Annotated in this window: 25 protein-coding genes; 20 read left to right on the forward strand and 5 right to left on the reverse strand. The window is 43.4% G+C overall.

Annotation, left to right across the window (positions count from 1 at the left end):
- Positions 1-45: 45 nt before the first annotated feature.
- The 3 genes from A9237_RS14875 to A9237_RS14885 all read right to left on the reverse strand — a co-directional run bounded on the left by A9237_RS14875 (position 46) and on the right by A9237_RS14885 (position 3704).
- A complete protein-coding gene (locus A9237_RS14875) occupies positions 46-1407 on the reverse strand; it encodes an L-serine ammonia-lyase (protein ID WP_005438813.1) in 1362 nt (453 codons plus the stop codon).
- Between the two features lie 97 nt (positions 1408-1504).
- Positions 1505-2758: an aromatic amino acid transport family protein gene (locus A9237_RS14880; protein ID WP_009706862.1), complete on the reverse strand. Its 1254-nt coding sequence runs from the start codon at positions 2756-2758 to the stop codon at positions 1505-1507.
- A 346-nt stretch (positions 2759-3104) separates the two neighbouring features.
- The gene (locus A9237_RS14885) at positions 3105-3704 is read right to left on the reverse strand and encodes a CoA pyrophosphatase (protein ID WP_078608491.1); all 600 of its coding nucleotides are present in this window, start codon (positions 3702-3704) and stop codon (positions 3105-3107) included.
- Between the two features lie 124 nt (positions 3705-3828).
- On the opposite strand from A9237_RS14885, the gene A9237_RS14890 reads away from it, so the two are divergent.
- Both A9237_RS14890 and A9237_RS14895 read left to right on the forward strand, forming a co-directional pair.
- Positions 3829-4368 (forward strand): heme NO-binding domain-containing protein, encoded by a 540-nt coding sequence (locus tag A9237_RS14890; protein WP_009706860.1) that lies wholly within the window; start codon positions 3829-3831, stop codon positions 4366-4368.
- Positions 4369-4374: 6 nt separating this feature from the next.
- Positions 4375-6075, forward strand: coding sequence for an ATP-binding protein (locus tag A9237_RS14895; protein WP_078608492.1), 1701 nt, complete (start codon positions 4375-4377; stop codon positions 6073-6075).
- A 114-nt stretch (positions 6076-6189) separates the two neighbouring features.
- Here A9237_RS14895 and pabB read toward each other — a convergent pair whose 3' ends face one another.
- Positions 6190-7560, reverse strand: coding sequence for an aminodeoxychorismate synthase component I (pabB, locus tag A9237_RS14900; protein WP_078608493.1), 1371 nt, complete (start codon positions 7558-7560; stop codon positions 6190-6192).
- Between the two features lie 273 nt (positions 7561-7833).
- Here pabB and A9237_RS14905 point away from each other — a divergent pair, with 273 nt between their 5' ends.
- From A9237_RS14905 to A9237_RS14940, 8 genes are all read left to right on the forward strand, one after another.
- Positions 7834-9351 (forward strand): fumarate hydratase, encoded by a 1518-nt coding sequence (locus A9237_RS14905; RefSeq protein ID WP_033006433.1) that lies wholly within the window; start codon positions 7834-7836, stop codon positions 9349-9351.
- A 174-nt stretch (positions 9352-9525) separates the two neighbouring features.
- A complete protein-coding gene (locus A9237_RS14910) occupies positions 9526-9711 on the forward strand; it encodes a hypothetical protein (protein ID WP_009706856.1) in 186 nt (61 codons plus the stop codon).
- A gap of 156 nt (positions 9712-9867) precedes the next feature.
- The gene (locus tag A9237_RS14915; RefSeq protein WP_078608494.1) at positions 9868-11244 is read left to right on the forward strand and encodes a YcjX family GTP-binding protein; all 1377 of its coding nucleotides are present in this window, start codon (positions 9868-9870) and stop codon (positions 11242-11244) included.
- Positions 11241-12281 carry a YcjF family protein gene (locus tag A9237_RS14920; protein ID WP_078608495.1) on the forward strand — a complete coding sequence of 347 codons (1041 nt, stop codon included), beginning with the start codon at positions 11241-11243 and terminating at the stop codon, positions 12279-12281. The genes A9237_RS14915 and A9237_RS14920 overlap by 4 nt, the downstream gene beginning before the upstream one ends.
- Before the next feature lie 100 nt (positions 12282-12381).
- Positions 12382-13926 (forward strand): transcriptional regulator TyrR, encoded by a 1545-nt coding sequence (gene tyrR / locus A9237_RS14925; RefSeq protein WP_078608496.1) that lies wholly within the window; start codon positions 12382-12384, stop codon positions 13924-13926.
- 65 nt (positions 13927-13991) lie between these two features.
- Positions 13992-14576: a ribosomal protein S5-alanine N-acetyltransferase gene (rimJ, locus tag A9237_RS14930; RefSeq protein ID WP_078608497.1), complete on the forward strand. Its 585-nt coding sequence runs from the start codon at positions 13992-13994 to the stop codon at positions 14574-14576.
- Positions 14577-15164, forward strand: coding sequence for an HD domain-containing protein (locus A9237_RS14935; RefSeq protein WP_054824176.1), 588 nt, complete (start codon positions 14577-14579; stop codon positions 15162-15164).
- A gap of 13 nt (positions 15165-15177) precedes the next feature.
- Positions 15178-15651, forward strand: a complete 474-nt coding sequence (locus A9237_RS14940) for a DUF2947 domain-containing protein (RefSeq protein ID WP_038896805.1) — start codon at positions 15178-15180, stop codon at positions 15649-15651.
- A gap of 58 nt (positions 15652-15709) precedes the next feature.
- On the opposite strand, the gene A9237_RS14945 is transcribed toward A9237_RS14940, so the two are convergent.
- The gene (locus tag A9237_RS14945) at positions 15710-16672 is read right to left on the reverse strand and encodes an integron integrase (protein WP_078608498.1); all 963 of its coding nucleotides are present in this window, start codon (positions 16670-16672) and stop codon (positions 15710-15712) included.
- A gap of 794 nt (positions 16673-17466) precedes the next feature.
- On the opposite strand from A9237_RS14945, the gene A9237_RS14950 reads away from it, so the two are divergent.
- The 10 genes from A9237_RS14950 (at position 17467) to A9237_RS15030 (ending at position 25356) form a co-directional block, all read left to right on the forward strand.
- On the forward strand, positions 17467-17964 hold the full coding sequence (locus A9237_RS14950; protein WP_005448066.1) for a DNA topology modulation protein: 498 nt from the start codon (positions 17467-17469) through the stop codon (positions 17962-17964).
- A 133-nt stretch (positions 17965-18097) separates the two neighbouring features.
- Positions 18098-18424 carry a YqfO family protein gene (locus A9237_RS14960; RefSeq protein ID WP_237358393.1) on the forward strand — a complete coding sequence of 109 codons (327 nt, stop codon included), beginning with the start codon at positions 18098-18100 and terminating at the stop codon, positions 18422-18424.
- 218 nt (positions 18425-18642) lie between these two features.
- Positions 18643-18888, forward strand: coding sequence for a hypothetical protein (locus A9237_RS14970; RefSeq protein WP_078608502.1), 246 nt, complete (start codon positions 18643-18645; stop codon positions 18886-18888).
- Positions 18889-19025: 137 nt separating this feature from the next.
- Complete coding sequence (locus tag A9237_RS14980) at positions 19026-19568, forward strand: hypothetical protein (protein WP_167371686.1); 543 nt, start codon at positions 19026-19028, stop codon at positions 19566-19568.
- Positions 19569-19700: 132 nt separating this feature from the next.
- Positions 19701-20507 (forward strand): DUF2971 domain-containing protein, encoded by an 807-nt coding sequence (locus A9237_RS14985; protein WP_078608504.1) that lies wholly within the window; start codon positions 19701-19703, stop codon positions 20505-20507.
- 141 nt (positions 20508-20648) lie between these two features.
- Positions 20649-21329: a DUF4145 domain-containing protein gene (locus A9237_RS14995; protein ID WP_078608506.1), complete on the forward strand. Its 681-nt coding sequence runs from the start codon at positions 20649-20651 to the stop codon at positions 21327-21329.
- A 144-nt stretch (positions 21330-21473) separates the two neighbouring features.
- Entirely contained in the window at positions 21474-21764 is a 291-nt protein-coding gene (locus A9237_RS15005; RefSeq protein WP_069527732.1) for a hypothetical protein, read from the forward strand.
- 163 nt (positions 21765-21927) lie between these two features.
- Positions 21928-22764, forward strand: coding sequence for a hypothetical protein (locus tag A9237_RS15010; protein ID WP_153303232.1), 837 nt, complete (start codon positions 21928-21930; stop codon positions 22762-22764).
- 1139 nt (positions 22765-23903) lie between these two features.
- On the forward strand, positions 23904-24872 hold the full coding sequence (locus tag A9237_RS15025) for a hypothetical protein (protein ID WP_072609778.1): 969 nt from the start codon (positions 23904-23906) through the stop codon (positions 24870-24872).
- 217 nt (positions 24873-25089) lie between these two features.
- Positions 25090-25356 carry a hypothetical protein gene (locus A9237_RS15030; RefSeq protein ID WP_013571723.1) on the forward strand — a complete coding sequence of 89 codons (267 nt, stop codon included), beginning with the start codon at positions 25090-25092 and terminating at the stop codon, positions 25354-25356.
- Positions 25357-25434 lie beyond the last annotated feature (78 nt).

Below are 25434 nucleotides of genomic sequence, written 5' to 3' on the forward strand. Positions count from 1 at the left end.
AGCCCGAGCACATGGCTCGGGCTTTTCAATTCAGAGAGGAGGGGATTAGCAAATCACTTTGATTGCTAGACCGCCTTGAGATGTTTCACGGTATTTCGCGTTCATGTCTTTACCTGTTTCTAGCATGGTTTCGATAACCTTATCTAGAGAAACAGTTGGAGCTGAAGAACGACGTAGTGCCATACGAGTAGAGTTGATCGCTTTTACTGCTGCGATACCGTTACGCTCGATACATGGAACCTGTACCTGACCTGCAACAGGGTCACACGTTAGACCTAGGTTGTGCTCCATTGCTATCTCTGCAGCCATACATACTTGCTCAGGGCTACCACCCATAAGCTCAGCAAGGCCTGCTGCCGCCATAGAACATGCCACGCCAACTTCACCCTGACAGCCAACCTCTGCACCAGAGATAGACGCGTTGCGCTTGTAAAGACCACCGATTGCGCCAGAAGCAGCAAAGTAACGGATGTAATCTTTTTCAGTCACAGTTTGGATGAACTTATCGTAGTAAGCCAGTACCGCAGGGATGATGCCACACGCACCGTTAGTTGGTGCTGTAACAACGCGACCACCTGCTGCGTTCTCTTCGTTTACTGCGAAAGCAAACATGTTTACCCAGTCAACAACCGACATTGGATCGTTTGTTGTCTTTTCAGAAGTAAGCAGTTGCTGACGAAGTGCTGCTGCACGACGAGGCACGCGTAGTGGACCAGGCAGAATACCTTCTTCGTTCATACCGCGATCCATACACTCACGCATTGTGCGCCAGATGTTTGCGAAGTATGTACGAGTCTCTTCATCAGAGTGCAGAGAGTGTTCGTTCTTCATTACCAATGCGCTAATAGAAAGACCGCTTTCTTTACACTGGTGAACAAGCTCTTCTGCAGTTGTGTATTCGTAAGGAACCTTGATTGGGTTCTCTACTTCTTTACCGAAGTTCTCTTCATCAACGATGAAACCACCGCCGATAGAGTAGTAAGTCTTTGAGTACACTTTTTCGTCTTCGATCCACGCGTGGATCTGCATGCCGTTTTCGTGAAGCTCAAGGTTAGTAGTATGGAAGTTCATACCACCATCTTTCGGGAACGATACTGTATGACAGTGCATGCCAACAGGTAGGCGCTCAGTTTCTTCTACGCGAGCGATAAAGCCCGGAATAGAGTCGATATCTACTTTCTCAGGGGAGTTGCCAGCAAGACCCATGATGATCGCGATATCCGTGTGGTGACCTTTCCCTGTCAGTGATAGTGAACCATAAACGTCAACGGTGATTTTAGTGATGTCGCGCAATTTTCCCATTGAGCGTAAATCATCAATAAATTCTTTACCCGCTTTCATTGGACCTACAGTGTGTGAGCTTGAAGGACCAACGCCGATCTTATAGATGTCAAAAACACTAATCATATCGATTACCTCAGAACAAAGCCTCCCAAGGGGAGTTGGGAGGCTTTTTATTATCGTTATATTCTTGAATTAATCACGCTTTTATAGAGAGCGGTGATTAAAGAGCGCCGTAGATTACAGAACTAATTGCTGCAAGACCACAGATTGCTGTGAAAATCTGTACAGGTGCTGAAGTTTTGTACTTCGCCATTGCAGGAACTTTGTTCATAGCGAATACAGGCATCAAGAATAGGATTGCAGCGATCATCGGTGCACCCATTGTTTCAATCATGCCTAGGATGCTTGGGTTAACGATAGCAACGATCCAAGTAGTCACAACGATGAAGATTAGAGATGCTTTCTCGATCTTGCTCTTAGGAGTTTCAGAGCGAGATTTGATTAGACCAACTAGACCTTCGTGTGCGCCTAGGAAGTGGCCGAAGTAGCTTGAAGTGATTGCTGCGAACGCCACTAGAGGACCCATGTAAGAGATAAGTGGAGACTCGTGAACGTTAGCTAGGTAAGACAGTACTGAGATGTTTTGTTCTTGCGCAGATGCTAGTTGCTCTGGAGAAAGAGAAAGTACTACAGAGAATACGAAGAACATTACAAAACCCATTAGCATCATCGCTGCACCGCCAGTGATCGCGTCAGTTTTCTTAACTGCGTCATCACCGTATACACGACGTTGTTCTTTAGAGAACTGAGAGATGATTGGGCTGTGGTTGAATGAGAATACGATGATTGGAATTGCTAGCCAAACGATTGAAGGCATTTCGCCCCAGTTTGGAGATACTTCCATCATTGATGTATTCCAGTCAGGAATTAGGTAGAAAGAAAGCGCTAGTAGGATGAATACTAGAGGGTAAACCATTGCTGATGTTGCTTTCAGCATTAGCTCTTTACCGAATACTACACCCGCAGTCATAGCAGCGATTAACGCGCCAGATAGTAGCCAGCGAGGGATAGATTCCATACCCATTTGGTTAACTAGGAAAGAGTCAACCGTGTTTGTGATACCAACACCGTAGATTAGTACGATTGGGTAGATAGCGAAGAAGTAAGCAAAAGTAATAAGGTTTGCGCCAGTTTTACCAAAGTGCTCTTCTACTGTGTCAGTGATATCAGCTTCAGGGTTTTTCGCAGAAAGTACGAAACGAGCTAGAGATTTGTGTGCGAACCAAGTCATTGGTGCCGCGATTAGAGCTAGGATAACTAATGGCCAGAAACCGCCAGCACCTGCTTTAATTGGAAGGAAAAGTACACCTGCACCTACTGCTGTACCAAATAGGGACAAACACCAGGTGAAGTCTTTGTAAGAAAACTTACTAGACGATTGTGCGGTTGAAGCCGCAGAAGTAGTTGTATTCATTTTTGAGTTACTCATTTTGGGAACAGGAAATAAGTCGGGGCCAATTTTGCAAGATTTTGCACTAGGAAAATTAGATCTAAATCATGTATTGCTCGAGCTTATTGGATGATATGTCAAAAACCTGCTTTTTATCACGAAAATGGCGTGCTACACGTGATTATTGCTAATGAGTGGAATTAGAAAAACTTATCTGAAGCGGTTGGTGTATAAATTTTTCTCACCGCAAGCGTTTGCCTTATAAAAATCAAATTAAACTAATGTGAATTGATGTTTGAAAAATAACTTTTTATTAATATAGATGCACATAATGTTTGGTTTGATGGGTGAGTTGTCATTGATAAGACAGTTAGTTAGAAATGATGTGTTTTTGCATCGATTCGATAATTTGTGCTGTCATTCCCCAGATAAAATGACGCTGGTAGGGGATTGCAAACACGCGGTGACTTGTCTTTCTTAGGTTGAATTTTGTACTGTAAAGCTTCTCTGGGTTCAAAATATGGTTGGCTGGCACTTCAAAAACTTCCGCGACTTCATTTTGGTCAATGCGAGTTGTGTAGTCTGGAGAAACGAAGGCCAAAAATGGCGTCACATTAAACTGGCTAATAGTAGGTAGCTTAGGTAACTGACCAAAAACCTGTATATGCGTTTGGTGAATACCAATTTCTTCTTCTGCCTCTCTAAGAGCGGTATTGACCAAGGTGTGATCGTCATTCTCATATTTTCCTCCAGGGAAGCTGATCTGCCCCGGATGATTTCTCAGATGCTCGGCGCGCTTGGTCAAAATGACTTGAAGACCTTCTTCACGTTCAACAAATCCAATCAAGACAGCGGCATCTCGTAAGGTATTTTCTTTGAGGTGAGCTAAGCGCCCAAGAGACTCTCTGTGATAGCCCGTTGGCAGTTGCAGTTGGAAGTTCTGTAACAGTGTTGATTTATCGATGACCAAAGTGAAATCCTTATCCCCAAGTTGAGTGTGCTTTTGATGGCGTTGTGCGCATATTAATTTGAAACTTATAGAGTTATACACCATTCTTTATTTTAAGACGTCACTATAAGGTTAGTTGAAGACGATGAAAGGGATAATTTTCACAGAGTTCATGGAGTTAGTGGAGGACAAATTTGGTCTGGAAGTGCTTGACCAAGTTTTGGACCTGTCTAACGACGAAGGCATTTACACCTCGGTAGGCAGTTATGACCATCGAGATCTTGTTAAGTTGATCGTTAACCTCAGCAAAGTGTCTGACATTCCGCCAGAAAAATTACAAGAAGTGTTCGGTGAGTGTGTATTTCAAAATCTACTTAAGTCCATTCCAAACCATGCCAGTCTTCAACAGTGCACCACCACGTTCCAATTTGTGCGCCATGTAGAAGACTTTATTCATGTCGAAGTGAAAAAGCTTTACCCAGACGCCAATCCACCGCAATTTGATTTTATTAATGAAACAGAATCAGAAATGGTATTTGATTATCGAAGTGCACGCTGTATGGCGCATGTTTGTGTCGGCCTGATACAAGGTTGTGCGAACCACTTCAATGAGAGTGTCGTTGTTAAACATCAAAACCAATCGGATGACGGAAGCCAAGTTCGTTTTTGGCTGGAGGCTCAATAACTCAATATGACGGGAAGTTCCTCACTAGAAAGGAAACTCAAACGAGAAGTCGCGTCACGAAAAGCGGCAGAAACACTGTTAGAGCAAAAGAGCTTAGAGCTGTATGAGTCCAATCAGCAACTGAGTGTCGCATTGAAAAAACTCGAGATGAAGTCTGAGAACGACTTACGTAAGTTCGAGTTTGAAGAACAAATCGATGCAACGCTGATCAAGTTTGGACGAACGTTCCTTTCTAGCACCTTTGACGAGACCATGATTGCCAGTTTCTTGGAGCAACTGACATCAAACTCGGTGGTTTCCGGTGCCTACTTATCTTTGAGCCAAGAGCATCTCTCATCGTTGCGTCGCCATCAGTTTGGCCATCTCGTGCTCGCTCATGAAAACGCGATACAAACCAAGCCTCATTGGATAGATAATCGCCTCTATTTACCCATCATTATTGACTCAGCGATCTTGGGTGAGCTGATCTTTTCTGTCGCTCTTGATCAAGTCGATCAAGAGTTCACTTCCAAACAAATGGTTTTGGTTTCCGATCTAGTGCACGGCGTCATCAGCCGACATTTGAGCCTAGAGCGAGAGGTCGAGTTGCGTAAACGGGCAGAAGCGTCTGAAAAAGCAACCAAAGAATTTGTCGCGATGATCAACCACGAGCTTCGTACTCCGTTAAACGGCGTGTTGGGTAGTGCAGAGTTACTGAGCAAAACCGAGTTGGGGGAAGAACAGCAACAATACCTTGGTAACTTGATTCAATCCGGTGATTTACTTCGAGTCATCATTAATGACTTGCTCGATTTCAGTAAAATGAACGCAGGTATGATGGAAATCATCGATAAAGTTTTTGCTTGGAAGGACTTAGAGAACGCATTAACCGGTGTGTTTGCTGCGAAAGCGGCGGAAAAGCGCATTCATTTCTCGATCGATAAAAAGCTCGGCATTCCAGAATTTCTTGTGGGTGACTTTGAACGCATCACCCAGATTCTGGTGAACCTCATAGGTAATGCGATTAAGTTTACTCATCTCGGAGGCGTGGTTCTACGCGTCGAGTGGGTCGATGGTTATGCGCATTTCGAAGTGGAAGACACAGGCATTGGTATTCCTTTAGAGGCGCAGAAAGCGCTGTTTGATCCTTTTGTACAAGCTGACCGTTCCACGAAGCGAAGCTTTGAAGGCTCTGGTTTAGGTTTGGCAATCTGCAAGAACTTAGTCGATTTGATGGATGGTGAAATCAGTTTCGTCAGTGAGCCACGCAAAGGCACCACCTTTAAAGTCGTTGTGCCGCTCAAGCAAGGCGAAGCGCAGGGAAGGGCTGCCGGTGACGTGTCTGTCGGTAAATATATCGAACTGGCAGGACGCTCGGTGTTGGTGGTAGACGACATTCGTATGAACCAAGTGATCGTCACGCAAATGCTCAAAAAGCTCGATATCAAACCAGATTTAAGAAACAACGGCCTAGAAGCGCTCGACGCGGTAAAAGAGAAAGACTACGAGTTAATATTTATGGATTGTCGTATGCCAGAAATGGATGGTTATGAAGCGACGGTACATTTGCGCGAAGACGGCTTCACTAAGCCAATCATTGCGCTGACTGCAGGAACAACCCTAGAAGAGAGACAAAAGTGTATTGAATCTGGCATGGATGACATTCTCACCAAGCCTTACACCGCTGCTGATATAGAACAAATCATGTGTAAGTGGCTCGACGAATGATGCACGAGTCCCCTTGATTAACAAACCCCATTTATTAACAGAAAGCATTAAAAAACAAAACGGCTCTGTTATTACTACAGAGCCGTTTTTCTGAGTACTTAAAAGCGCTTTCAGTTACTTCAGCGCCGGTAAGATCTTAGACAGCTTATCTAGCGTCTCTTGATATTCTGCTGCGCAATCACTGTCTGCTACGACGCCGCCGCCAGCCCAAGCGTAAAGCTTGTTATCTTCTGCTACCAGAGTACGAATCGTGATACTGGTATCCATACGACCATGGCGCGAGATATAACCGATACTGCCACAATAAGCGCTGCGACGATGTGGTTCTAATTCTTCGATGATTTGCATTGCACGTACCTTTGGCGCGCCAGTAATTGAACCGCCCGGAAAGCAAGCTCGAAGCAGGTCGGCTGCGCTGTATTGTGTATCCAAATCGGCACGGATGGTACTAACTAAGTGATGTACTGCAGGGAAGCTTTCAATATCAAATAGCTTTGGCACATGAACGCTGCCCGGTGACGCGACACGGCCAATGTCATTACGCAGTAAGTCGACGATCATCAGATTTTCGGCCTGATCTTTTTCTGCCGTCTGCAAGTCATGCGCATTGGCTTGGTCAAGCTCGGCATTTTGGCTACGTGGACGGGTACCTTTGATGGGCTTGGTTTCAATGACGTTGTCTTTCAGCTCCAAAAAGCGCTCTGGTGATACACTTACGATTGCCGAATGAGGCATGCGAATAAACGCAGAGAAAGGGGCTTGGTTAGCCGCTTCTAGCTTAGTGTAAGCTTGCCACTCGCTTCCTTGATAAGGAGCATTAAAGCGCTGCGCCAAGTTGATTTGGTAACAGTCGCCACTCAACAAGTATTCTTGAACACGGTCAAAACGCGAAGCATAAGACCCTTGCACCATGTTCGATTGCCAATCGCCAATCAGCTTAAAGTCTTCAACATCAGCTGGAGATTGTGAATTAAGCCATTGCCACGCTTGCTCAATGTTTTGGCCTACAAGACAAGCTTTTTCTAGTTTGTGGTCTACCACCAGTGCCCATTCATACAACCCAACAGCCATGTCTGGCGTTTGAAGGTCTTTAGTTGCAAGTTCAGGTATAGATTCTACACGGCGGCCTAGATCGTAACTGAAATAACCCAGCGCACCGCCGACAAACGGTAGATCCCACTCTGCGCTCAACTCAAGGTTTGGCAAAAGCTGTTGTTGGAGCTCGTCTAACAGCGAGAACGGGTCATCTTGAGAGACGTATTCTTGCGTGTCTGTTTTGATTTGCGTATCGCCAGCGATGGTCTCTAGCGTTGCGATTGGATTGGCGACCAATACATCAAATCGGCTGTCGATATGCGTCTCAGAAGCGGAGCGTAAAAGCATCGCCCAAGGCTGCTGTTCGATACGAGAAAATAGGGAAATAGCTAGGTCGTTGGCGTAATCCAATGCCTTAAAATCAAGCAATTGCGTATCCATGTTGTTCATTTGTTTAAATTGTGACAAAGAGTTCGTTCACTGCATGGCATGTCATGGGCAGCAAGAGTATCATATTCATCTGTATAGCCAAACTACCTCTATACAAAGGCTTTGAGGTGGTTTTACTATATGAGAAGGCGACTTCAATAACTCGTGTGTCGATATCAGCCGTTCGACAATTGTTTACATAAAACGAAGCTCATTTAAGGGCAATAAGCTCAACAAACACGACAGAAGCCAAGCCAATAATGGAAGCAAAGCATAACAATAATGAGGCATGCAATGACGGTAATACGCACGCAGGATGTCATCAGCAGTGTTGCTGATGCGCTACAGTATATTTCTTACTACCACCCGCTAGACTTTGTTCAAGCCCTTGAAAAAGCCTACCACCGTGAAGAGAGCCAAGCAGCGAAAGATGCTATTGCTCAGATCCTAATTAACTCCCGTATGTCGGCAGAAGGCCATCGACCGATTTGTCAGGATACAGGCATCGTGACTTGTTTCGTGAACATCGGTATGGGCGTTCAATGGGATTCGACCGACATGACGGTTCAGCAAATGGTGGATGAAGGCGTTCGACAGGCTTACACGAATCCGGATAACCCATTGCGTGCCTCGGTCCTGATGGACCCTGCGGGCAAGCGAATCAATACTAAAGACAACACGCCAGCAGTCGTACACATCAATATGGTGCCAGGCGATAAAGTCGAAATCCAAATCGCGGCGAAAGGCGGCGGCTCTGAAAACAAAACCAAAATGGTGATGCTAAACCCATCTGACGACATTGCAGAATGGGTAGAGAAAACACTACCAGCAATGGGCGCAGGTTGGTGTCCACCGGGCATGCTTGGCATTGGTATCGGCGGTACTGCTGAAAAAGCTGCGGTATTGGCAAAAGAATCTCTGATGGGGCACGTCGATATTCAAGACTTGATTGATCGTGGCCCTCAAAACGCAGAAGAAGAGCTTCGTCTTGATATCTTCAATCGCGTGAACAAGCTGGGTATCGGTGCGCAAGGCCTAGGCGGTTTAACAACGGTTGTTGACGTGAAGATCAAAACCGCGCCAACGCATGCTGCTTCTAAGCCAGTGTGTTTAATTCCGAACTGTGCGGCAACGCGCCACGTTCACTTCACACTTGATGGTAATGGTCCAGCAGAGCTAACGCCACCTAAGTTAGAAGATTGGCCAGACATCACTTGGGAAGCGGGCGCGAATACTCGTCGTGTTAACTTAGATACGGTGACCAAAGAAGAAGTTCAAGAGTGGAAAACCGGTGAAACGGTACTGCTATCTGGCAAGATTCTAACGGGTCGTGATGCGGCACATAAACGTATCCAAGGCATGCTAGAAGCGGGTGAAGGTTTACCTGCTGGCGTTGATTTCAAGGGTAAGTTCATTTATTACGTTGGCCCGGTTGATGCCGTCGGTGATGAGGCAGTAGGTCCTGCAGGTCCTACAACCTCAACTCGTATGGATAAGTTCACAGACATGATGTTAGAAGAAACTGGCATTATGGGTATGATCGGTAAAGCAGAGCGTGGCCCTGCAACGGTTGAATCGATCAAAAACCACAAAGCGGTTTACTTAATGGCAGTTGGCGGCGCGGCGTACCTAGTTGCTAAAGCGATTAAGAAAGCTCGCGTGGTGGCATTCGAAGACCTAGGCATGGAAGCGATTTACGAGTTTGAAGTCGAGGATATGCCGGTAACGGTTGCTGTGGATTCAAATGGCGCGAACGCTCACCAAATTGGTCCGGATACTTGGAAAGTGAAAATCCAAGAGATGGAAGCGTAATCGACTTGGTCATCATTCGAACGTCTCAATTGAGAGAATGTGACAAAGTGCTGATTTACCTAGCAAACATTTGACAAAAGTGCAGCGAAAGCTGCACTTTTTGTCTATATAATCAAATATAAACTTATAGGCATAGCAAATCTCACTGTTATGCTGACATGATTAGGAGACGGCATGCCTCGTTTTATTCAAATTCTACAAATAGTTCTTGCTGTTGTGATCGGTAGCTTTGTTGGCTACGACTTGATTCTTCACGGCATCAGTATCTTCGATGAAAAATACGTCACCATCACTTGTGTGTTATGGCTGATTCTGGAAGTTTGCCTATTCGTTATCTACAAGTTGATTGAAGACGATTAGACTTCACGTAAAGACATTAAGATCTCTAAGCCTCTGAAATTATCAGGGGCTTTTTCGTTTTTGGAAATAGGTTTTGCAGTGAATACTTTGTTCATCTTTGATTAAGGTTGGTAAAATTACACTGCGTAGCAAGAATTGATGAGATAAATAAAAACGATGAAAAGAATAACACAAGAAGTGAATGACTTTATTAGCCGTGGCATGGACTCTAATGTCCGTATCGCCGTAACGGGGTTATCGCGTGCGGGTAAAACCGCGTTTATTACTTCTCTGGTTAATCAATTGCTGCATACCGCTACTCACGACAATTTGCCGTTGCTTAATGCCGCGCGCGACAAACGTTTAATTGGTGCTAAACGTGAGCCTCAATCCAATATGATGGTTCCACGTTTTGCTTACGATGATGCGATGAACCAAATTCATGCCACGCCACCACAATGGCCAGTACCGACCCGTGACGTGAGCGAGATACGACTGGCACTAAAATACAAACCGAACAAAACAACCAAAAAGCTGCTGAGTAAAACTGCCGTGTTGAATGTCGATATCATCGACTATCCGGGTGAGTGGTTATTGGATTTGCCTTTGCTCGATATGGATTTCGCGACGTGGTCACAAACCCAATTTGAGGCGTTAAAGGGGCAGCGTAGTGAGCTTGCTGCCGATTGGCTGGCAGAGCTAGAAATGCTGGATTTAGCTGCGGAATTGAATGAAAAGCAGCTAGAAAAAGTCGCTAAAACTTACACCGACTATTTGCATGCTTGCAAAGACAGCGGTTTACATTGGGTTCAGCCGGGTCGTTTTGTCTTGCCGGGTGAACTTGAAGGGGCGCCAGTATTACAGTTCTTCCCATGTCGATTTGATGTCGATGTGAAACCAGTTAAGGGTAGCAACTTGGCAATGCTAGAAGCCCGTTATCACGAGTATCAACAGAAGGTGGTTAAGGCGTTCTACAAGCATCACTTTGCTACGTTTGACCGCCAAATCGTGTTGGTAGATTGCTTACAACCGCTAAATGCCGGTGATGAAGCCTTTTACGATATGCGCCAAGCGCTTGAACAGATCATGCATAGCTTTCGATATGGCCGAAGCAGTTTCTTGCGCCGTTTGTTCTCGCCAAAGATCGACAGAGTATTATTTGCTGCGACAAAAGCCGACCACGTGACGCCAGATCAACATCCACATTTGGTCTCTCTGCTTCAACAGATGGTGCATCCTGCGTGGCAGACCGCAGCGTACGAGAACATAGAAATGAGCTGTATGAGCATTGCTTCGATTCAAGCGACGATTTCAGGTTTCATCGCTTCGGGAGATAAAACCGTCCCTGCACTGCAAGGCACAACGCTTGATGGGGAGTCAATGACGATGTTCCCTGGTGAAGTGCCGAAGAAGTTACCTAACGCGGCTTATTGGCAAAACAGTGGCTTTGATTTTACTTCTTTCCGACCAATGCCTTCAGAAACCGACGAGCCGATGAAACATATTCGACTTGATAAAGCATTGGAATACCTATTGGGAGACAAATTGAAATGAGCGAATTAAAACAAAAACAAGTCTTCTCAGAAAAAACGATGCACAGCAATGAAGAGAGTGTTTCTCCTGAGTTGACGGCGCAAAAGACGTTTTCAGAAAAAGAAACCTTCGTACCTGTCGCGATTGAAGAGCAACAGGAAGAAACCGAACAAGAGTTGCAGCTCGAACAGGTCATTCGCCCGACATCGGGTCGCAAATGGCTGACAACGGGTCTCTTTGCCACCTTTGCGGGTTTAGTTGGTTGGCAAGCCGTCGATTCTGTCGTTACCGCAGTACAAACTGCCGATTGGTTGGCGCTAGGCTGGGCTGGCTTTATCGCCACCATTGCCTCTTTTGGTTTGGGCGCATTAGGCAAAGAGTTATGGAAGCTGCGCAAACTTCGTAACCACTTTAGCGTGCAAGAAGAGAGTGAAACACTTATCGATAGCCAAAGCGTCGGCAAGGGCAAAGCATTCTGTGAAAAGGTTGCAGAACAAAGTGGAGTGCTGGCGGAGAATCCTGGCTTTGATCGTTGGAAGAACAGTGTGAACCCTGCTCATAGCGATGCAGAAATCCTTGAGATGTACGATTCTATGGTTGTTAGTCAACAAGACAAACTTGCAACCAAAATTGTTTCTCAGCACGCAACTGAATCCGCAGCCTTAGTTGCCGTTAGCCCATTGGCAGCCGCTGACATGTTGCTGGTGGCTTGGCGTAACTTCAAAATGATCGATAACCTTTCTAAAGTTTATGGCGTTGAATTGGGTTACGCTTCCCGCATAAAACTACTACGCGCAGTGTTTGTGAATATGGCGGCTGCGGGTGCGAGTGAACTCGCCATTGATGCCAGCATGGATTTGATGTCGATGGACCTCGCCGGGAAAATCTCCGCACGAGCGGGGCAGGGATTAGGTGTGGGCATTTTGACTGCGCGTCTCGGTCTAAAATCCATGGCACTACTTCGTCCTTTACCTTGGTATCCAGAACGCCAAGTGAAACTCGGTGCCATTCGTAAAGAGGTAGTGGCGAAAGTTGCATCAATTACGATGAAACCGTAACCAATATCACCTTTGACGGTGAGGATTGCTTGACGCCATTCCAAGCTTGGTAGAAACTACTGTCAACTTTTCCTGACAGTTGTGAATTGGGATATTTTCAGTGCGTCTTGAAGTCTTTTGTGAAGATAGACTCGGTCTTACCCGAGAACTGCTCGATATTTTAGCGTCTAAAAGCATCGACCTACGTGGTATCGAAATTGATATCAGCGGCATCATCTACCTAAACTGCCCAGATATTGATTTTGATACCTTTAGTGAATTGATGGCCGAGATCCGCCGTATTCCGGGGGTCAAAGACGTACGTAAAATCCAATTTATGCCAATGGAGCGCCATAACACAGAGCTGCTTTCATTGGTGGATAACTTGCCCGATCCTGTGTTTGCTATCGACCTCAAAGGCGCTGTTGATATGGCGAACATGTCCGCACTTTCTCTTCTTGGTCAGCACAAACAAGATGTTATCGGCACGCAAATTGGTATGTTATTGCCGAGTGTTCGTTTTAACCGCTGGTCTGAAGGCGTGAACGCTCGCACTCGCGAAAGCCTAGTGATCGATGGCTTGGATTACATTCTTGAATTGATGCCGGTCTACATCAAAGACGAAGCGCAAAACTCGACACTTGCTAGTACCTTGATGACGATTCGTTCGAGCCAACACGGTGCGCAAATCGAAGAAATACTGCCTCTTCATAATCAACTTGGCTTTGAGCATTTTGTCGGCTTATCAAATCGCCACAAAGCGCTAATGAACCAAGCGAAGAAGTTATCTGTTCTCGAACAGCCTCTATTGATAGAAGGTGAAACGGGGACTGGTAAAGAGATGTTGGCGAAAGCATGTCACAGCCGCTCTGGCCGAGCGAGCAAACCTTTCCTTGTTTTAAGCTGTGCATCCATGCCTGATGATGTGGCCGAAACCGAGTTGTTTGGTCATGCGCCGGGTTCGTTTAATCACGAACAAGGTCACAAAGGTATTTTTGAACAAGCAAACGGCGGTACGGTCTTCCTTGATGAAATCGGTGAGATGAGCTCGCATCTGCAAATCAAACTGCTGCGCTTCTTACAGGATGGAAACTTCCGTCGTGTGGGCGCTGAGGATGAAATGCATGTTGATGTCCGCATTATTGCCTCCACCAAGCACAACCTTGCAGAGCTTGCTGAGGCTGGTAAGTTCCGTGAAGATTTGTATTATCGCCTTAATGTTCTTACCTTGAATATTCCGCCTCTGCGTAAGCGCTCGAACGACGTAGCGCCGCTGCTGGACTTGTTCGTAACGAAACACGCTCAGCAACTTGGCATCGACAAGCCTGAGCTAGATGAAGAACTGGTGGATGCATTAGCGAACTACCAATGGCCGGGTAACATGCGTCAATTGGACAACATGGTTCTGCGTGCATTGACCGAGATGGATGGACATATCCTTAAGGCAGAAAACTTCAACTTGCCTCAACCACAAGCTATGGGGGGTGGTAGCGCGACATTGAATCTTGATGGTTCGCTTGATGAGATCATGCGTGATTACGAATCGCAAATCTTAGAGCGTTTGTATCAATCATTCCCATCGAGTCGTAAGCTCGCTAAGCGATTGAATGTGTCGCACACCTCTATCGCGAACAAGCTGCGTGATTATGGTATTCGTAAAGTCTAGAGTCGCGGTAAATACTGGGCTATCTGTAAAATGACCCCGAAATTAAATGGACGTTGTTATTCATAATGGAAGATAAAAGTTCTTCAATCGTCGTTCACAAGTTGGACGGCGACTTGCTTCTACGTACTGCAGAAATTGGCGATGCCGATATGATTGCAGAATATTTTCAAAGCAATCGCGACTACTTGAAGCCCTTCGAACCGAAGCGCGAAGAAGCGTTTTTCTCGGTTAATGGTTGGCTACAAAAGCTGATCAAATTGAATGAATTACATCGCATGGGGTTGGGGTACTATTGTCTGCTTGTTCATGCCGAATCTGGTAAAATGCTTGGCACGCTCTCTTTCAGCAACCTGACTCGTTTTCCATTCTATGCCTGCAATGTGGGTTACTCCCTTGCAGAGGACGCACAAGGTCATGGCTATATGCGCCGCGCGTTAAAAATGGCCTGTGATTACATGTTTGATGTGCAAAAGATACACCGCATTCAAGCAGGTTACATGCCGCATAACAAGCGCAGTGAAGCGGTATTGCAGCACGTTGGGTTTGAGAGAGAAGGCTATGCTAAAGACTATTTGTTGATTAACGGTGAATGGCAAGATCATGTGCTTACATCGTTAACTAACCCAAACTGGAAAGCAGAGGCTCGATAAATGGAAAGATTGGAAAAGCAGTTAGCACTTCTCATTGAATTGGATCAACTAAAGAGCGTGCTTCGTCGTACTCGGGTAAAGAGTGCCGACCGACGCTTAGAGAATAGTGGTGAGCATAGTTGGCACGTTGCATTGATGGCGGTACTGATGCAAGAACATGCCAATGCGCCAATCGATATTGCTCGAGTGATGAAAATGCTGCTTATCCATGACGTCGTAGAGATCGACGCAGGCGATACCTTTGTTTATGATGTCGCTGCTTCAAAAGAACAAGAAGAGAAAGAACTGAAAGCGGCAGAGCGTCTGTTTGGAATGTTACCAAGCGATCAAGGTGATGAGCTGTTCTCTTTGTGGAAAGAATTTGAAGCGGCCCAAAGTGATGATGCGAAATACGCCAAAGCGTTAGATCGCCTTATCCCGATGCTACTCAACTACCACAATGATGGTCAAAGTTGGAAAGAAAATGGTGTAACGCGAGAGCAAGCGTTAACCATCAATAAAAGAATTGAATTTGGTTCTGTCACCCTATGGGACAAGGCCAAAGAACTGATTGAAGAAGCCACCGAGAAAGGTTGGTTGAAGTCGTAAGAAAGGAGACTGAATGTCTTATTTGCCTTTGGATGAATACCAAAGAAAATGGATTTTTACTCACCAGTCAATGCCAGTGCCTGAAGAGGACCTCGAGTTTATCAAGCCGATGAGTCAAGCTCGCGCCGCGCAGTTCTGGAAAGAGAACATTAGTGCACAAAGTCCTGATATGGATCGTTTGAGCTCGTCCGATTGGCCAATGAAAGAGTCTAATTGGTCAGAAGAAGTTGATTGGATGGCTGCTTGGGAAGCCGATGAACCCGAGTTACCAGAAGAAATTGCGGCGTTTATTGATTGGCAAGATGATGTCACGGTGTACTTCTGTTATGAGAAGTACAACGTTATCGAGACGAAGTGGTCGACGTTCAAAAAATATTGGAAGAACTTTCTGTTCTATGATGATGGTCCGATCCTGCTCGGCCGCCGTCGTGCTCAAGCGCTTTGGTTTGATTCCAAAGGCAACGTCAAATTGGGCGAGCGTCACTAAACCAATTAAATGTGAAAGCCACCGGAGTACTTACTGTCACTCGGTGGCTTTTTCTTTTTCATAAGCTAGATAACGGACTCAAGACGCCTCCTGCGCCGCGCTCGATGACGTGCGTGTAGATCTGAGTCGTTTTCACATCAGTATGTCCTAGCTGTTCCTGAACGGTTCTAATATCAGCGCCAGATTCTAAAAGATGAGTCGCGAAACTGTGTCTCAGGGTATGGCAAGTCACTGATTTTTCGATTCCTGCATCTTTTGTCGCTCGTTTAACAGCTCTTTGTATTGCGCTCTCATTGATATGGTGTCGTCGAAACTCTCCGGTATCGTCATCAACGCTTAATTTGGTTGATGGGAAGAGAAAGTGCCAATTAAAATCCAATTCTGCACCGGGGTACTTCCGACGTAACCCATCAGAGATATAAACACCGGCATAACCGCCCATGTGACGGTCTTTCTGATAATAATCTCTCGCTAAACTGACTTGTGCTTTGAGTGGTTCATGCAGCTCTTTCGCCAGTGTAACTGTTCGGTTCTTACCACCTTTTCCTTGCCATACTCTGAGCGCACCATAGTCGTAATCAATATCTTGGATCCTTAATCGTAAGCACTCCATGATTCGCAAACCTGAACCATACAAAAGCTGGATGTGGAGTTTGTATTTCGGGTCAATATGTTGAACAAATCGGCGCACTTCGTCTCTTGTTAAGACAACTGGCAACTTTTTCTCAGTGAGTGATTTTTGAAACCTCATATTCAATGAAAGTGGCATCTGGAAATACTCTCGATACAAAAATGAGATGGCGTTTAACGCAAGTGCCTGTGTTTTGACTGCCACTTTTTCATCAATAGCAAGATGACTAAGAAAGCGTTCGACATCGTCTTCAGAAAGTTTGGAAGGGTGGGTAAGCTGGTGGAAGACGATGTAACGCTTTATCCAAAACAGGTAGGCCTCAATGGTTTTCTTCGCATAGTGACGCGAGATCATATGCTCTTTAACACTCAGTAAAAACTGACTTTTCATAGTTATAATTTGACTGGTTGTTTGTACAGTTTTATTAACTTAGGCCCTTATGGACAATTAGGCACCAATACGCCGTCTAATTGCGTGTGTGAGCACACAGATTCATACTGAATTTCTATTTGTTTCATAAAGATAAGTGCTAGCATGCATACTTTCTTTTGGAATGAAAGAAGGCGGTAGCGTACCTGAAAGGTGGCTGAAGGCCGTATAGAAAGCGTTAGTACGGGTTTGACATCAAAGGTCATAAGTTTTGGTGTTTATTTATTTCTGTGCTCGTCTTTACACCTTTCAATTTGTACCTTTCACGTTCTTTCCGGTGGCACTATATGCGGAGTGTTTGCTTTGATTTCACCGTTTACGGTGTCTAACTCTTACCCTATTTCTTTGGCGCTTCTTCTCTTTCGTGGTTTTTACGAAGTGAGAGTTGTCTTTCTTTGGTATTGCCGTCGAAGTGCGAGGATCGAATCCTTTTCTAATTTGAAGCCAGTGAAAGTAGGGCAGTTCAGTGCGTTTTTCTTCTAGCCAACTTTCGTCTTTCAATCGGGGTAAAGTTTTGTAGCTGCCCGTCTCACTTCAGTGTTCAAAGCCTTTCATATTATGCCAGTTTTCAATATCTTGGAGCGCATAAATAGAAGTAGCGCATGTACTAACAAATTGCTTAAGAGTGATTCGTAACGCGTGGCATTTTTACTATGCGGTGACTTATGGTGATTAAGGCGCCGTGCGGTAGCTTTTGTATTGCGTTACTCACACCTTAGCAAGGCGTTAACTGGATTGATGACGAGGTAAGTCCGATGAAAAGAATTGCGGTCATTGGTTCCGGCGGTTCGGGTAAATCCACATTTTCGGCACTATTAGGTACAGAGTTGAATTTGCCTGTTCATCATCTCGATCAGCTATATTGGAAACCAAATTGGGTTAAAACTCCAAAAGATGACTGGATCAAAATTCAAAAAGGTCTTTGTGAAAGCGAGTGTTGGATTATCGATGGTAATTATCAGAGCACCCTTGATATAAGATTTGAAGCTTGTGACACAGTAATATTCTTAGATGTAAACCGATATACCTGTATCTATCGAGCACTAAAGAGAACATTATTAAGTAGTAAGCGTCCAGATTTAGCTGAAGGTTGCGATGAAAGGTTTGATATCGAGTTCATCAAATTCTTATGGGACTATCCCAAAAAGTCGAAACCCCTAATAATGGACAAACTCAAGACGCTTACAAGAAATAAGCGTGTAATTATCGCAAAATCTGGAGAGCAAGCGCTCCGCCTTTGCAAATCCAGTTAACAAACTGTTCAAGAGGGATTCGCAACGCGTGGCATTTTTACTATGCGTTGGTTTTAGTGTTTAAGGCGGTATGCGGCTGCATCGGTATGGCGTTGCTCACCCCTTAACAGGGCGTTATGTTTTTTGGGAGAAAATGATGGAATTCAAGCTAGAAATTTATGCACCTGAAACAGAAGTTGTAGCTATCCGTGATGCGCTTAACTCAGTTGGTGCAGGTGTTGTAGGTGACTATGACAGCGTTATTTCTATCGTAAAAATTTCAGGGTTCTGGAGACCAACTGAATGCTCGGAGCCTGTTACTGGCGAGAAGGGTAAAATTAACTTTGGTGAAGAGGTCAGAATTGACGTTAGATGCCAAGAGTCTTTAGTTCAAGCTGCACTTGATGCTATTCGAACAATTCACCCTTACGAAGAACCAGTGATCAACATTTTACCTCTATACAACCATAAGTTTGTCTAGCTACGTCAGCACAAACATAACAAACTGTTCAAGAGGGATTCGCAACGTGTGGCATTTTCACTATGCGTTGGTTTTAGTGTTTAAGGCGGTATACGGCGGCATCGGTATTACGTTGCTCACCCCTTAACAGAGCGTTATGTGTCTTGGTCAGGATTACGTCGAGCCTGCTACTTAAAATGAAATAATATCAGCTTTTAAATGAATTACAGGGAGTGTAAATGAAAAAAGTCGAACAATTTGAGTCACTAATCAGAGTTATGGATGTGGTTCTAACATGTCTAGCTGTACTCATAATGGCAGTTGGTATCTTTTCCACTGTCTTGCATGGAATTCAACTAGGTATTGGCGCTCTTGTATCTGGGATAATGCTATGGATAGCCAAATTTTTCATATGTGGCATATCATATACACTGATTCAGATAGCAAAAAATACTGCTCCAAAAGTTTCGGATGAAAACACATAACAAACTGTTCAAGAGGGATTCGCAACGCGTGGTATTTTCACTATGCGTTGACTTATGTGTTTAAGGTGGTATGCGGCGGCTTCGGTATTGCGTTGCTCACCCCTTAACAGGGCGTTAGGTTTTCTGGAGATAGTGAATTGAGCAGAGAAATATACGATATGGAACGACGTTGTGTTGATAGGCACAATGATTTAGCGGGTCACATTAATCGGATGAGTCAGCAGCAAGCTCGTATCATGACAAACGAAAATATAGCGGCGACAAAAGAAGTAGTTGCTCACGTATACGGAAAAGCTAACTCTTACAGCAATGTAATTATTGCTGCTGGTTATGTCGGTTTCTTTACTTTATGGTCAAGTCTAAAAAGTGATTTACCTCAATGGGCTATTTTAAGCTCAGGCGCACTTATACTGATATCACTGATGACATTTATAGGATTTGAACTATATAAAATGATCAGTGTTTCAGTACAAATGCACAGAGTCTCAAAACGGCTTCAAAAGCCCGACATGTCGTCTCTAAGTGAAATACAGCGTATTGAGCAAAAAAGCGCACTGATTAACGCTAGGGTCTGGGTTTTTACAATTATTCCAACAGTTTTGTCGGGATTTGGAGCCGGTCTTATATTGTTATACTGCTTTCTGGTTGACTTTATAGCACCATATTTGCAACAAACCTAACAAACAATTTAAGAGTGATTCAGCACGCTTGGCATTTTCGGTTTGGGTTGAGTTCGGTGTTTACGGTGGTCAAATTGAGAGTCGTGGTTGCGTGCTTCACACCTTAATTGGGCGTTATGTTTTAGGAGGCTTATGAGCATTTTTAAGTATTTAGGCATCAGTGCAGCGGAAGCTTATTTAAAGTATCAGACTATCCGTTTTAATACCCTAGATGCGTACAATGACCCCTATGAAATGCAGGTACGTTTTAAGTCGAAAGTTGAAATCGAAGCTAGTTATAAGCAAATTAATTTCCACCTTCATGGAAATTCAGGTTGTATTGAGCAATATTTCATTGTGGACGACAGTGAGTACCCATTTTCACTGGACACATCGGTTTATGAAGACATATGTGGCAAAGTGGGGATGTCTTGTTTTAGTGAGTCAGAATCAAAAATACCCGACAATGTATTGATGTGGGCTCATTATGCTGAGTCACATCGTGGATTAGCAATAAAACTAAAAGAAGGTTCCTTTATTGCCTCTATTTTAAACAAGGTTAATTACGTCACCTCTACGCCAGTGTTAGACGCATCAATATTGTCTGAGTCTAGCTTTTTTGTAAGTGATTTGTATTTTAAGTCTACAGATTGGAAGTACGAACAAGAGCGGCGATTAGCTATTCCGCTCAGCGAATGCGATACATTGGACAACAAGGACGTATATGGTTTCCCTATCCATGTCCATGACTTGCCTGTAAATGATGTTGAGATGATTTTTCTTGGCTCAAATGCATCAAGGGAATTGTTGAAACTCGGGTACGAATTTCATCAAAAGTTTGGAGTTCCAGTTATCAAACAAAAGGCTCGTTCTGATAGGTTTGGTTTTATGGCAACAGCTTCATTTGGACCTTCTTTGCAGGAGTGTATAGAACTAAATGAGCATTATGGCATTAAATAAAACATAACAAACTGTTTAAGAGTGATTCGCAACGCGTGGCATTTTTACTATGCGTTGCGTTTAGTGTTTAAGGTGGTATGCGTCGGCTTCGGTATTGCGTTGCTCACACCTTAACAGGGCGTTATGTTCTTTGGAGAAAAAATGATTAATCTTGGTGGAAATGGCGTTCGAATAGATCAAGAGCCAGATAGTTGTCCGGTTTGTAGCCGCTTAGTGTCAGCAAATCGAATTGATGCTTTCAAAGAAATAGACGATGACAGCTCAAACTATAGCCGTTATCTAGAAGTGCTATACGAATGCCCATCGACTAAATGTGGACATTTGTTTCTTGCACACTTTGAAAGGAAATCTGAAAGCAATAATTCAGTAAATGCGTACTTCTCATACTCACATTCAACTCCTAACCATTTTAAGCCTTTTGAGTTTGATGAAAGAGTCTGCAAAATGTCATCAACTTTTGTCGAAATTTTCAATCAATCAGCAAACGCTGAAGCCAACGGTTTAAATGAAGTGTGTGGTATGGGGTATAGGAAAGCATTGGAGTTTTTAATAAAGGATTACTGTATTACTTCACATGCTGATGAGATTGAAAAAATCAAAGCTATGCCTTTGATGCAGTGTATCAATCAATACATATCGGACACTAATATCAAGGAATGTGCTACTCGTGCAGTCTGGCTAGGCAACGATGAAACTCATTATCAACGAAAATGGCAGGATAAAGATATTTGCGATCTTAAGTTGCTGATTAAGCTTGTTGTCCATTGGGTTGTTAGTAGTCTTATGACGCAAGAGTATATGCAGTCGATGACACGAACATAACAAACTGTTTAAGAGTGATTCGCAACGCGTGGCATTTTTACCATGCGTTGGTTTTAGTGGTTAAGGTGGTATGCGGCGGCTTCGGTATTGCGTTGCTCACACCTTAACAGGGCGTTAAGTGTATCTACAAGTAAGGAGGCTAAATTGGCAAGGAAATCTTCGATAGAACATGTTTTTAATGAACTGGTTGATCTGAGTAAGCAGTTTTGGCAGGTGAGCCTTTTTGCCACAATATTGTTTATTGTACTTACGTTGTTTGCAGTTAAATTCGCTGTTGGAATGCTAAGTGGGGTTGATTCTGGTTCACCAACGAATGTAGCAATCATAAATTCAATTGGTTGGGTGTTTTATTTAGTCCCGATAGTTTTCGGGATGATTACGCTGTTTTTTGGTGTAAATACTCTTAAAGGATATGTGGAGTCAAAATACACTTAACAAAGCATTTAAGAGTGATTCCCAACGATTGGCATTTTTCATTCCATCGTTGGGTTTAGTGTTGACGGTGGTATGGTTGGGTTTCGTGTTAGCGTTGCTCACACCTTAATGCGGCGTTAACATGCAAGATTTAATTTTCGTAGACCCTATAGGAAAACAGACGATGAAAACAGCATTATTTCTTCTATTACTATCTATATGTAGTGGAGTGACTTTTGCGCAAAATGGTGGTGAAGTTATAGTCAAAAAAGATTTGGTTCATGCAACAATTAAATCGGATTCCTCGCTACAGTTGAATGAACAAAAACAAGCCGTAAGACAATCATTAATTGAATCAGCCCCGATAGAATTAAAAGTAGAATCCAACAGTAAAACAGATTGGGCAGCAATAATTACACAAGCTATGGGATTCTTAATTACTATTGTTATTGTATTAACAGGTACAAAAAACTCGATTAAAGCAGTTGAAACTAGTGCTATTCAATCTATGGACTCTTTTCAAAAAAGCGTCGCAGCACAAAAAGAAATAGCCGATAAGACAGTCATGGTTGAAGTTCTCTCTAGGAACAGACAAGAGTGGATCAATAAATTGCGGGACGAAGTGTCCTCGTTTACGTCAAACTTAATCAAGGCGAGAAACTTTGGTAACGTTAGCTACGGACTAAGAAAAGAATTCGATCTGTGTAAAAGAGCATTTAGAGATTCACATGAAGAAAAAGATATGGCTTTAATGATATCGACAAAAGAAATGTGGGAGGGTGCAATGAGTAAAGAGCGTGATGCCTATGAGTCATTAAGAATTAACAAAGAAAAAATTCATTTACTTCTAAACCCTGCGGAAGAGGATAGCAAAGAGCTATTAGAGGCAATTGAACAAGCATTTTACAAAGTTGACCATGAGAAATATCGAGACAACATCGAAGCTTTTGTCACGCCAATCAGAACAACGACTCAAATAATTCTTAAAAAAGAATGGGAAAGGGTTAAAGGTGTTAACTAATGCATGTTAACAAGCAATTTAAGAGGGATTCACAACGCTTGGCACTTTTGGTTCTACTTCAGTTTTAGTGTTTATGGCACAATGCTTTAGGTTTGGGTGGAGGCGTTGTTCACCCCTTAATTGGGCGTTATGTGTCTTGGTCAGGATTGCGTCGGGCCAGTTACTTAAAATGAGATAATATCCGCTTTTAAATGAATTACAGGGAGTGTAAATGAAAAAAGTCGAGCGATTTGAGTCACTAATCAGAATCATGGATGTGGTTATAACATGTCTAGCAGTACTAATAGTGGCAGTTGGTATCTTTTCCACTGTCTTGCATGGAATTCAACTAGGTATTGGCGCTCTCGTATCTGGGATAATGCTATGGATAGCCAAATTTTTCATATGTGGCATATCATATACATTGATTCAGATAGCAAAGAACACTGCTCCAAAAGCTTCGGATGAAAACACATAACAAACTGCTCAAGAGGGATTCGCAACGCGTGGCATTTTAACCATGCGTTGATTTTAATGTTTAAGGTGGTATGCAGTGGCTTCAGTATTGCGTTGCTCACCCCTTAGCAGGGCGTTATGCTTTTTCTCAAACTTGTAAGTATGGGCACTTTACGTATTCAACGAATATCAGTATGTATCTTTACTAGAAATGAGGTTTTTATCCCTTAATACACGCTAACTTTTCTGAAAACCATCGCAACTCATCAAAAATTGCGTTCTGTCTTATCTAACTTATCAGTGGTTTGATAGAGTTATGATTCGATGTGTAAGGAGGGTTTTAGATGGGAACTATACTAGGCTTGGTCATTTTAGCAGCGATAGATTGGTATCTTGTTCGTAAAACTGGACTTCATATACATCAACTCATTTCCAAAAAGTATGCCGAACATTCGCGTAGTAAAGAACACCATAAATAAGACCTCGTTAGGCAACAGGCTAACTGTATATGGCGTTGGCATTTAACCGTGCCTACTGATAGAACAAGCATAACAAGCAATTTAAGAGGGATTCACAACGCTTGGCATTTTTGGTTCTACTTCAAATTTAGTGTTTATGGCACAATGCTTTAGTTTGGGGGAAGGCGTTGTTCACCCCTTAATTGGGCGTTAAGCATTATGGTGTTTGCTCAACATGAGGTTTCAATGAATAGTGAAGAGTTTGCAGGTGAATACTTGCTAAAGAAATTTAGATTAAAAGACTCAGATATAGAACGTTATGAGGAGGAGATAAAAAATGGAGGAAACAGCCGTTACCTTTCTCTTCGAAAAATGTCACAACTTGAGAGCTATCATACTCCTGATTATGTAATCTCAGACGATGTAAATGACTCTCTTGAAGACATATTGTTTGTCGACGTTAGCGGTCCGAAAGGTGGTTTGTTAACTAAGACAGAAATTGAACTCGATAAAGAAATAGCTCGCATACAGTCTAAAATGTCAGTCGGGCAAACTCGCTCTGTAGAGTTAAGTAAGCAAGTGAAGCCGTTGATTCAGGGTGTCAAAAGCAAATTAATAAAAATCAACAAGAAGTATGCTTGTAATAGGGACTATAAGGGTTCTATTTCACCAAACAATGGAATCGTTTACTGCATGGAAGAGGGACGCGTTCCTGAACATCACAAGAATACAATGCATAACCTTGGAGCTTTCCAGTTATCGATAACTACATTAGAGCTGCTCGATTTATTATCCAGTGGAAAATGTCAGTTTAATGATATTGAGCAACTTGGGCTTAATCGTCCTGTTGTCTTTGAGTTCAATGAACTGTACAAAAACATCAGTTTTATAGCTTTTGTTGGCAGAGAAACTTTAGAAAACCAGTCGTACATATTTGTTAATAGTGAGTTTTTACGTTGTTCTAACAATATACTGGCTCAAGCAATCAAAAAGATGCCCTATGTAAATGGCAATGGTTTTCGAAGTACGAGATGTCCAAAATCAAAGCTGTTAATTGACATCAATCTTTCTGAAATTACCGAAGAAAATCCATATGTTTTTCCGTATGGAAATATAAATTATAAGGGTAATGCAATGCCCGGCGCAGATGTGCCTCTAGAAGAGATTGAACTGTCAAAGATCCACCAACAATTCAACGATGGCTTCTCAAAATAATGCTTAACAAACAATTTAAGAGTGATTCAGCACGCTTGGCATTTTTGGTTTGGGTTGAGTTTTGTGTTTACGGTGGTCAAGTTGAGTGAAGTGGTCGCGTGCTTCACACCTTAATTGGGCGTTAGGCGCTTGGTTTAAAACGTAAGATCAAGCTCTTGGAAGTTGTGTCTTAAATCATTGATAATGTGTCCAAACTATCTAGTAACTGAGTTTGTATATGGAAACCTCAAAAGAAGAACTTCTAGCCTTATTAACGAAAGAGTGCGAATTGTACTCGTCTATTCCTGCAATTGAGCAACAGCAAAAGCGGGATAAAAAGTGCTTTATAAATGGTTTGATGACGGCTTGCCGAGTGGTCGGTATCAGTTTTGAAGAACTGAACGCGATAATAGAATTGATGCCTCAACAGCCAAAGTTCAAAGATATAGATGAGCAGCTATCTATCCCTACATATGTACGGAACAACGTTGAGATTCAGTTATAAAACGTGGCTACGCGCCTAACAAACTGTTCAAGAGGGATTCGCAACGCGTGGCATTTTCACTATGCGTTGGTTTTAGTG

It is taken from the genome of Vibrio owensii (assembly GCF_002021755.1).
GTDB classification, from domain to species: domain Bacteria; phylum Pseudomonadota; class Gammaproteobacteria; order Enterobacterales; family Vibrionaceae; genus Vibrio; species Vibrio owensii.

What these genes read in the sequence shown, in the direction of transcription:
- A9237_RS14875 (WP_005438813.1), bottom strand. Translation starts at nt 1,407, where the DNA reads ATGATTAGTGTTTTTGACATCTATAAGATCGGCGTTGGTCCTTCAAGC.
- A9237_RS14880 (WP_009706862.1), bottom strand. Translation starts at nt 2,758, where the DNA reads ATGAATACAACTACTTCTGCGGCTTCAACCGCACAATCGTCTAGTAAG.
- A9237_RS14890 (WP_009706860.1), top strand. Translation starts at nt 3,829, where the DNA reads ATGAAAGGGATAATTTTCACAGAGTTCATGGAGTTAGTGGAGGACAAA.
- A9237_RS14895 (WP_078608492.1), top strand. Translation starts at nt 4,375, where the DNA reads ATGACGGGAAGTTCCTCACTAGAAAGGAAACTCAAACGAGAAGTCGCG.
- pabB (WP_078608493.1), bottom strand. Translation starts at nt 7,560, where the DNA reads ATGAACAACATGGATACGCAATTGCTTGATTTTAAGGCATTGGATTAC.
- A9237_RS14905 (WP_033006433.1), top strand. Translation starts at nt 7,834, where the DNA reads ATGACGGTAATACGCACGCAGGATGTCATCAGCAGTGTTGCTGATGCG.
- A9237_RS14910 (WP_009706856.1), top strand. Translation starts at nt 9,526, where the DNA reads ATGCCTCGTTTTATTCAAATTCTACAAATAGTTCTTGCTGTTGTGATC.
- A9237_RS14915 (WP_078608494.1), top strand. Translation starts at nt 9,868, where the DNA reads ATGAAAAGAATAACACAAGAAGTGAATGACTTTATTAGCCGTGGCATG.
- A9237_RS14920 (WP_078608495.1), top strand. Translation starts at nt 11,241, where the DNA reads ATGAGCGAATTAAAACAAAAACAAGTCTTCTCAGAAAAAACGATGCAC.
- rimJ (WP_078608497.1), top strand. Translation starts at nt 13,992, where the DNA reads ATGGAAGATAAAAGTTCTTCAATCGTCGTTCACAAGTTGGACGGCGAC.
- A9237_RS14935 (WP_054824176.1), top strand. Translation starts at nt 14,577, where the DNA reads ATGGAAAGATTGGAAAAGCAGTTAGCACTTCTCATTGAATTGGATCAA.
- A9237_RS14940 (WP_038896805.1), top strand. Translation starts at nt 15,178, where the DNA reads ATGTCTTATTTGCCTTTGGATGAATACCAAAGAAAATGGATTTTTACT.
- A9237_RS14945 (WP_078608498.1), bottom strand. Translation starts at nt 16,672, where the DNA reads ATGAAAAGTCAGTTTTTACTGAGTGTTAAAGAGCATATGATCTCGCGT.
- A9237_RS14950 (WP_005448066.1), top strand. Translation starts at nt 17,467, where the DNA reads ATGAAAAGAATTGCGGTCATTGGTTCCGGCGGTTCGGGTAAATCCACA.
- A9237_RS14960 (WP_237358393.1), top strand. Translation starts at nt 18,098, where the DNA reads ATGATGGAATTCAAGCTAGAAATTTATGCACCTGAAACAGAAGTTGTA.
- A9237_RS14970 (WP_078608502.1), top strand. Translation starts at nt 18,643, where the DNA reads ATGAAAAAAGTCGAACAATTTGAGTCACTAATCAGAGTTATGGATGTG.
- A9237_RS14985 (WP_078608504.1), top strand. Translation starts at nt 19,701, where the DNA reads ATGAGCATTTTTAAGTATTTAGGCATCAGTGCAGCGGAAGCTTATTTA.
- A9237_RS14995 (WP_078608506.1), top strand. Translation starts at nt 20,649, where the DNA reads ATGATTAATCTTGGTGGAAATGGCGTTCGAATAGATCAAGAGCCAGAT.
- A9237_RS15010 (WP_153303232.1), top strand. Translation starts at nt 21,928, where the DNA reads ATGAAAACAGCATTATTTCTTCTATTACTATCTATATGTAGTGGAGTG.
- A9237_RS15025 (WP_072609778.1), top strand. Translation starts at nt 23,904, where the DNA reads ATGAATAGTGAAGAGTTTGCAGGTGAATACTTGCTAAAGAAATTTAGA.
- A9237_RS15030 (WP_013571723.1), top strand. Translation starts at nt 25,090, where the DNA reads ATGGAAACCTCAAAAGAAGAACTTCTAGCCTTATTAACGAAAGAGTGC.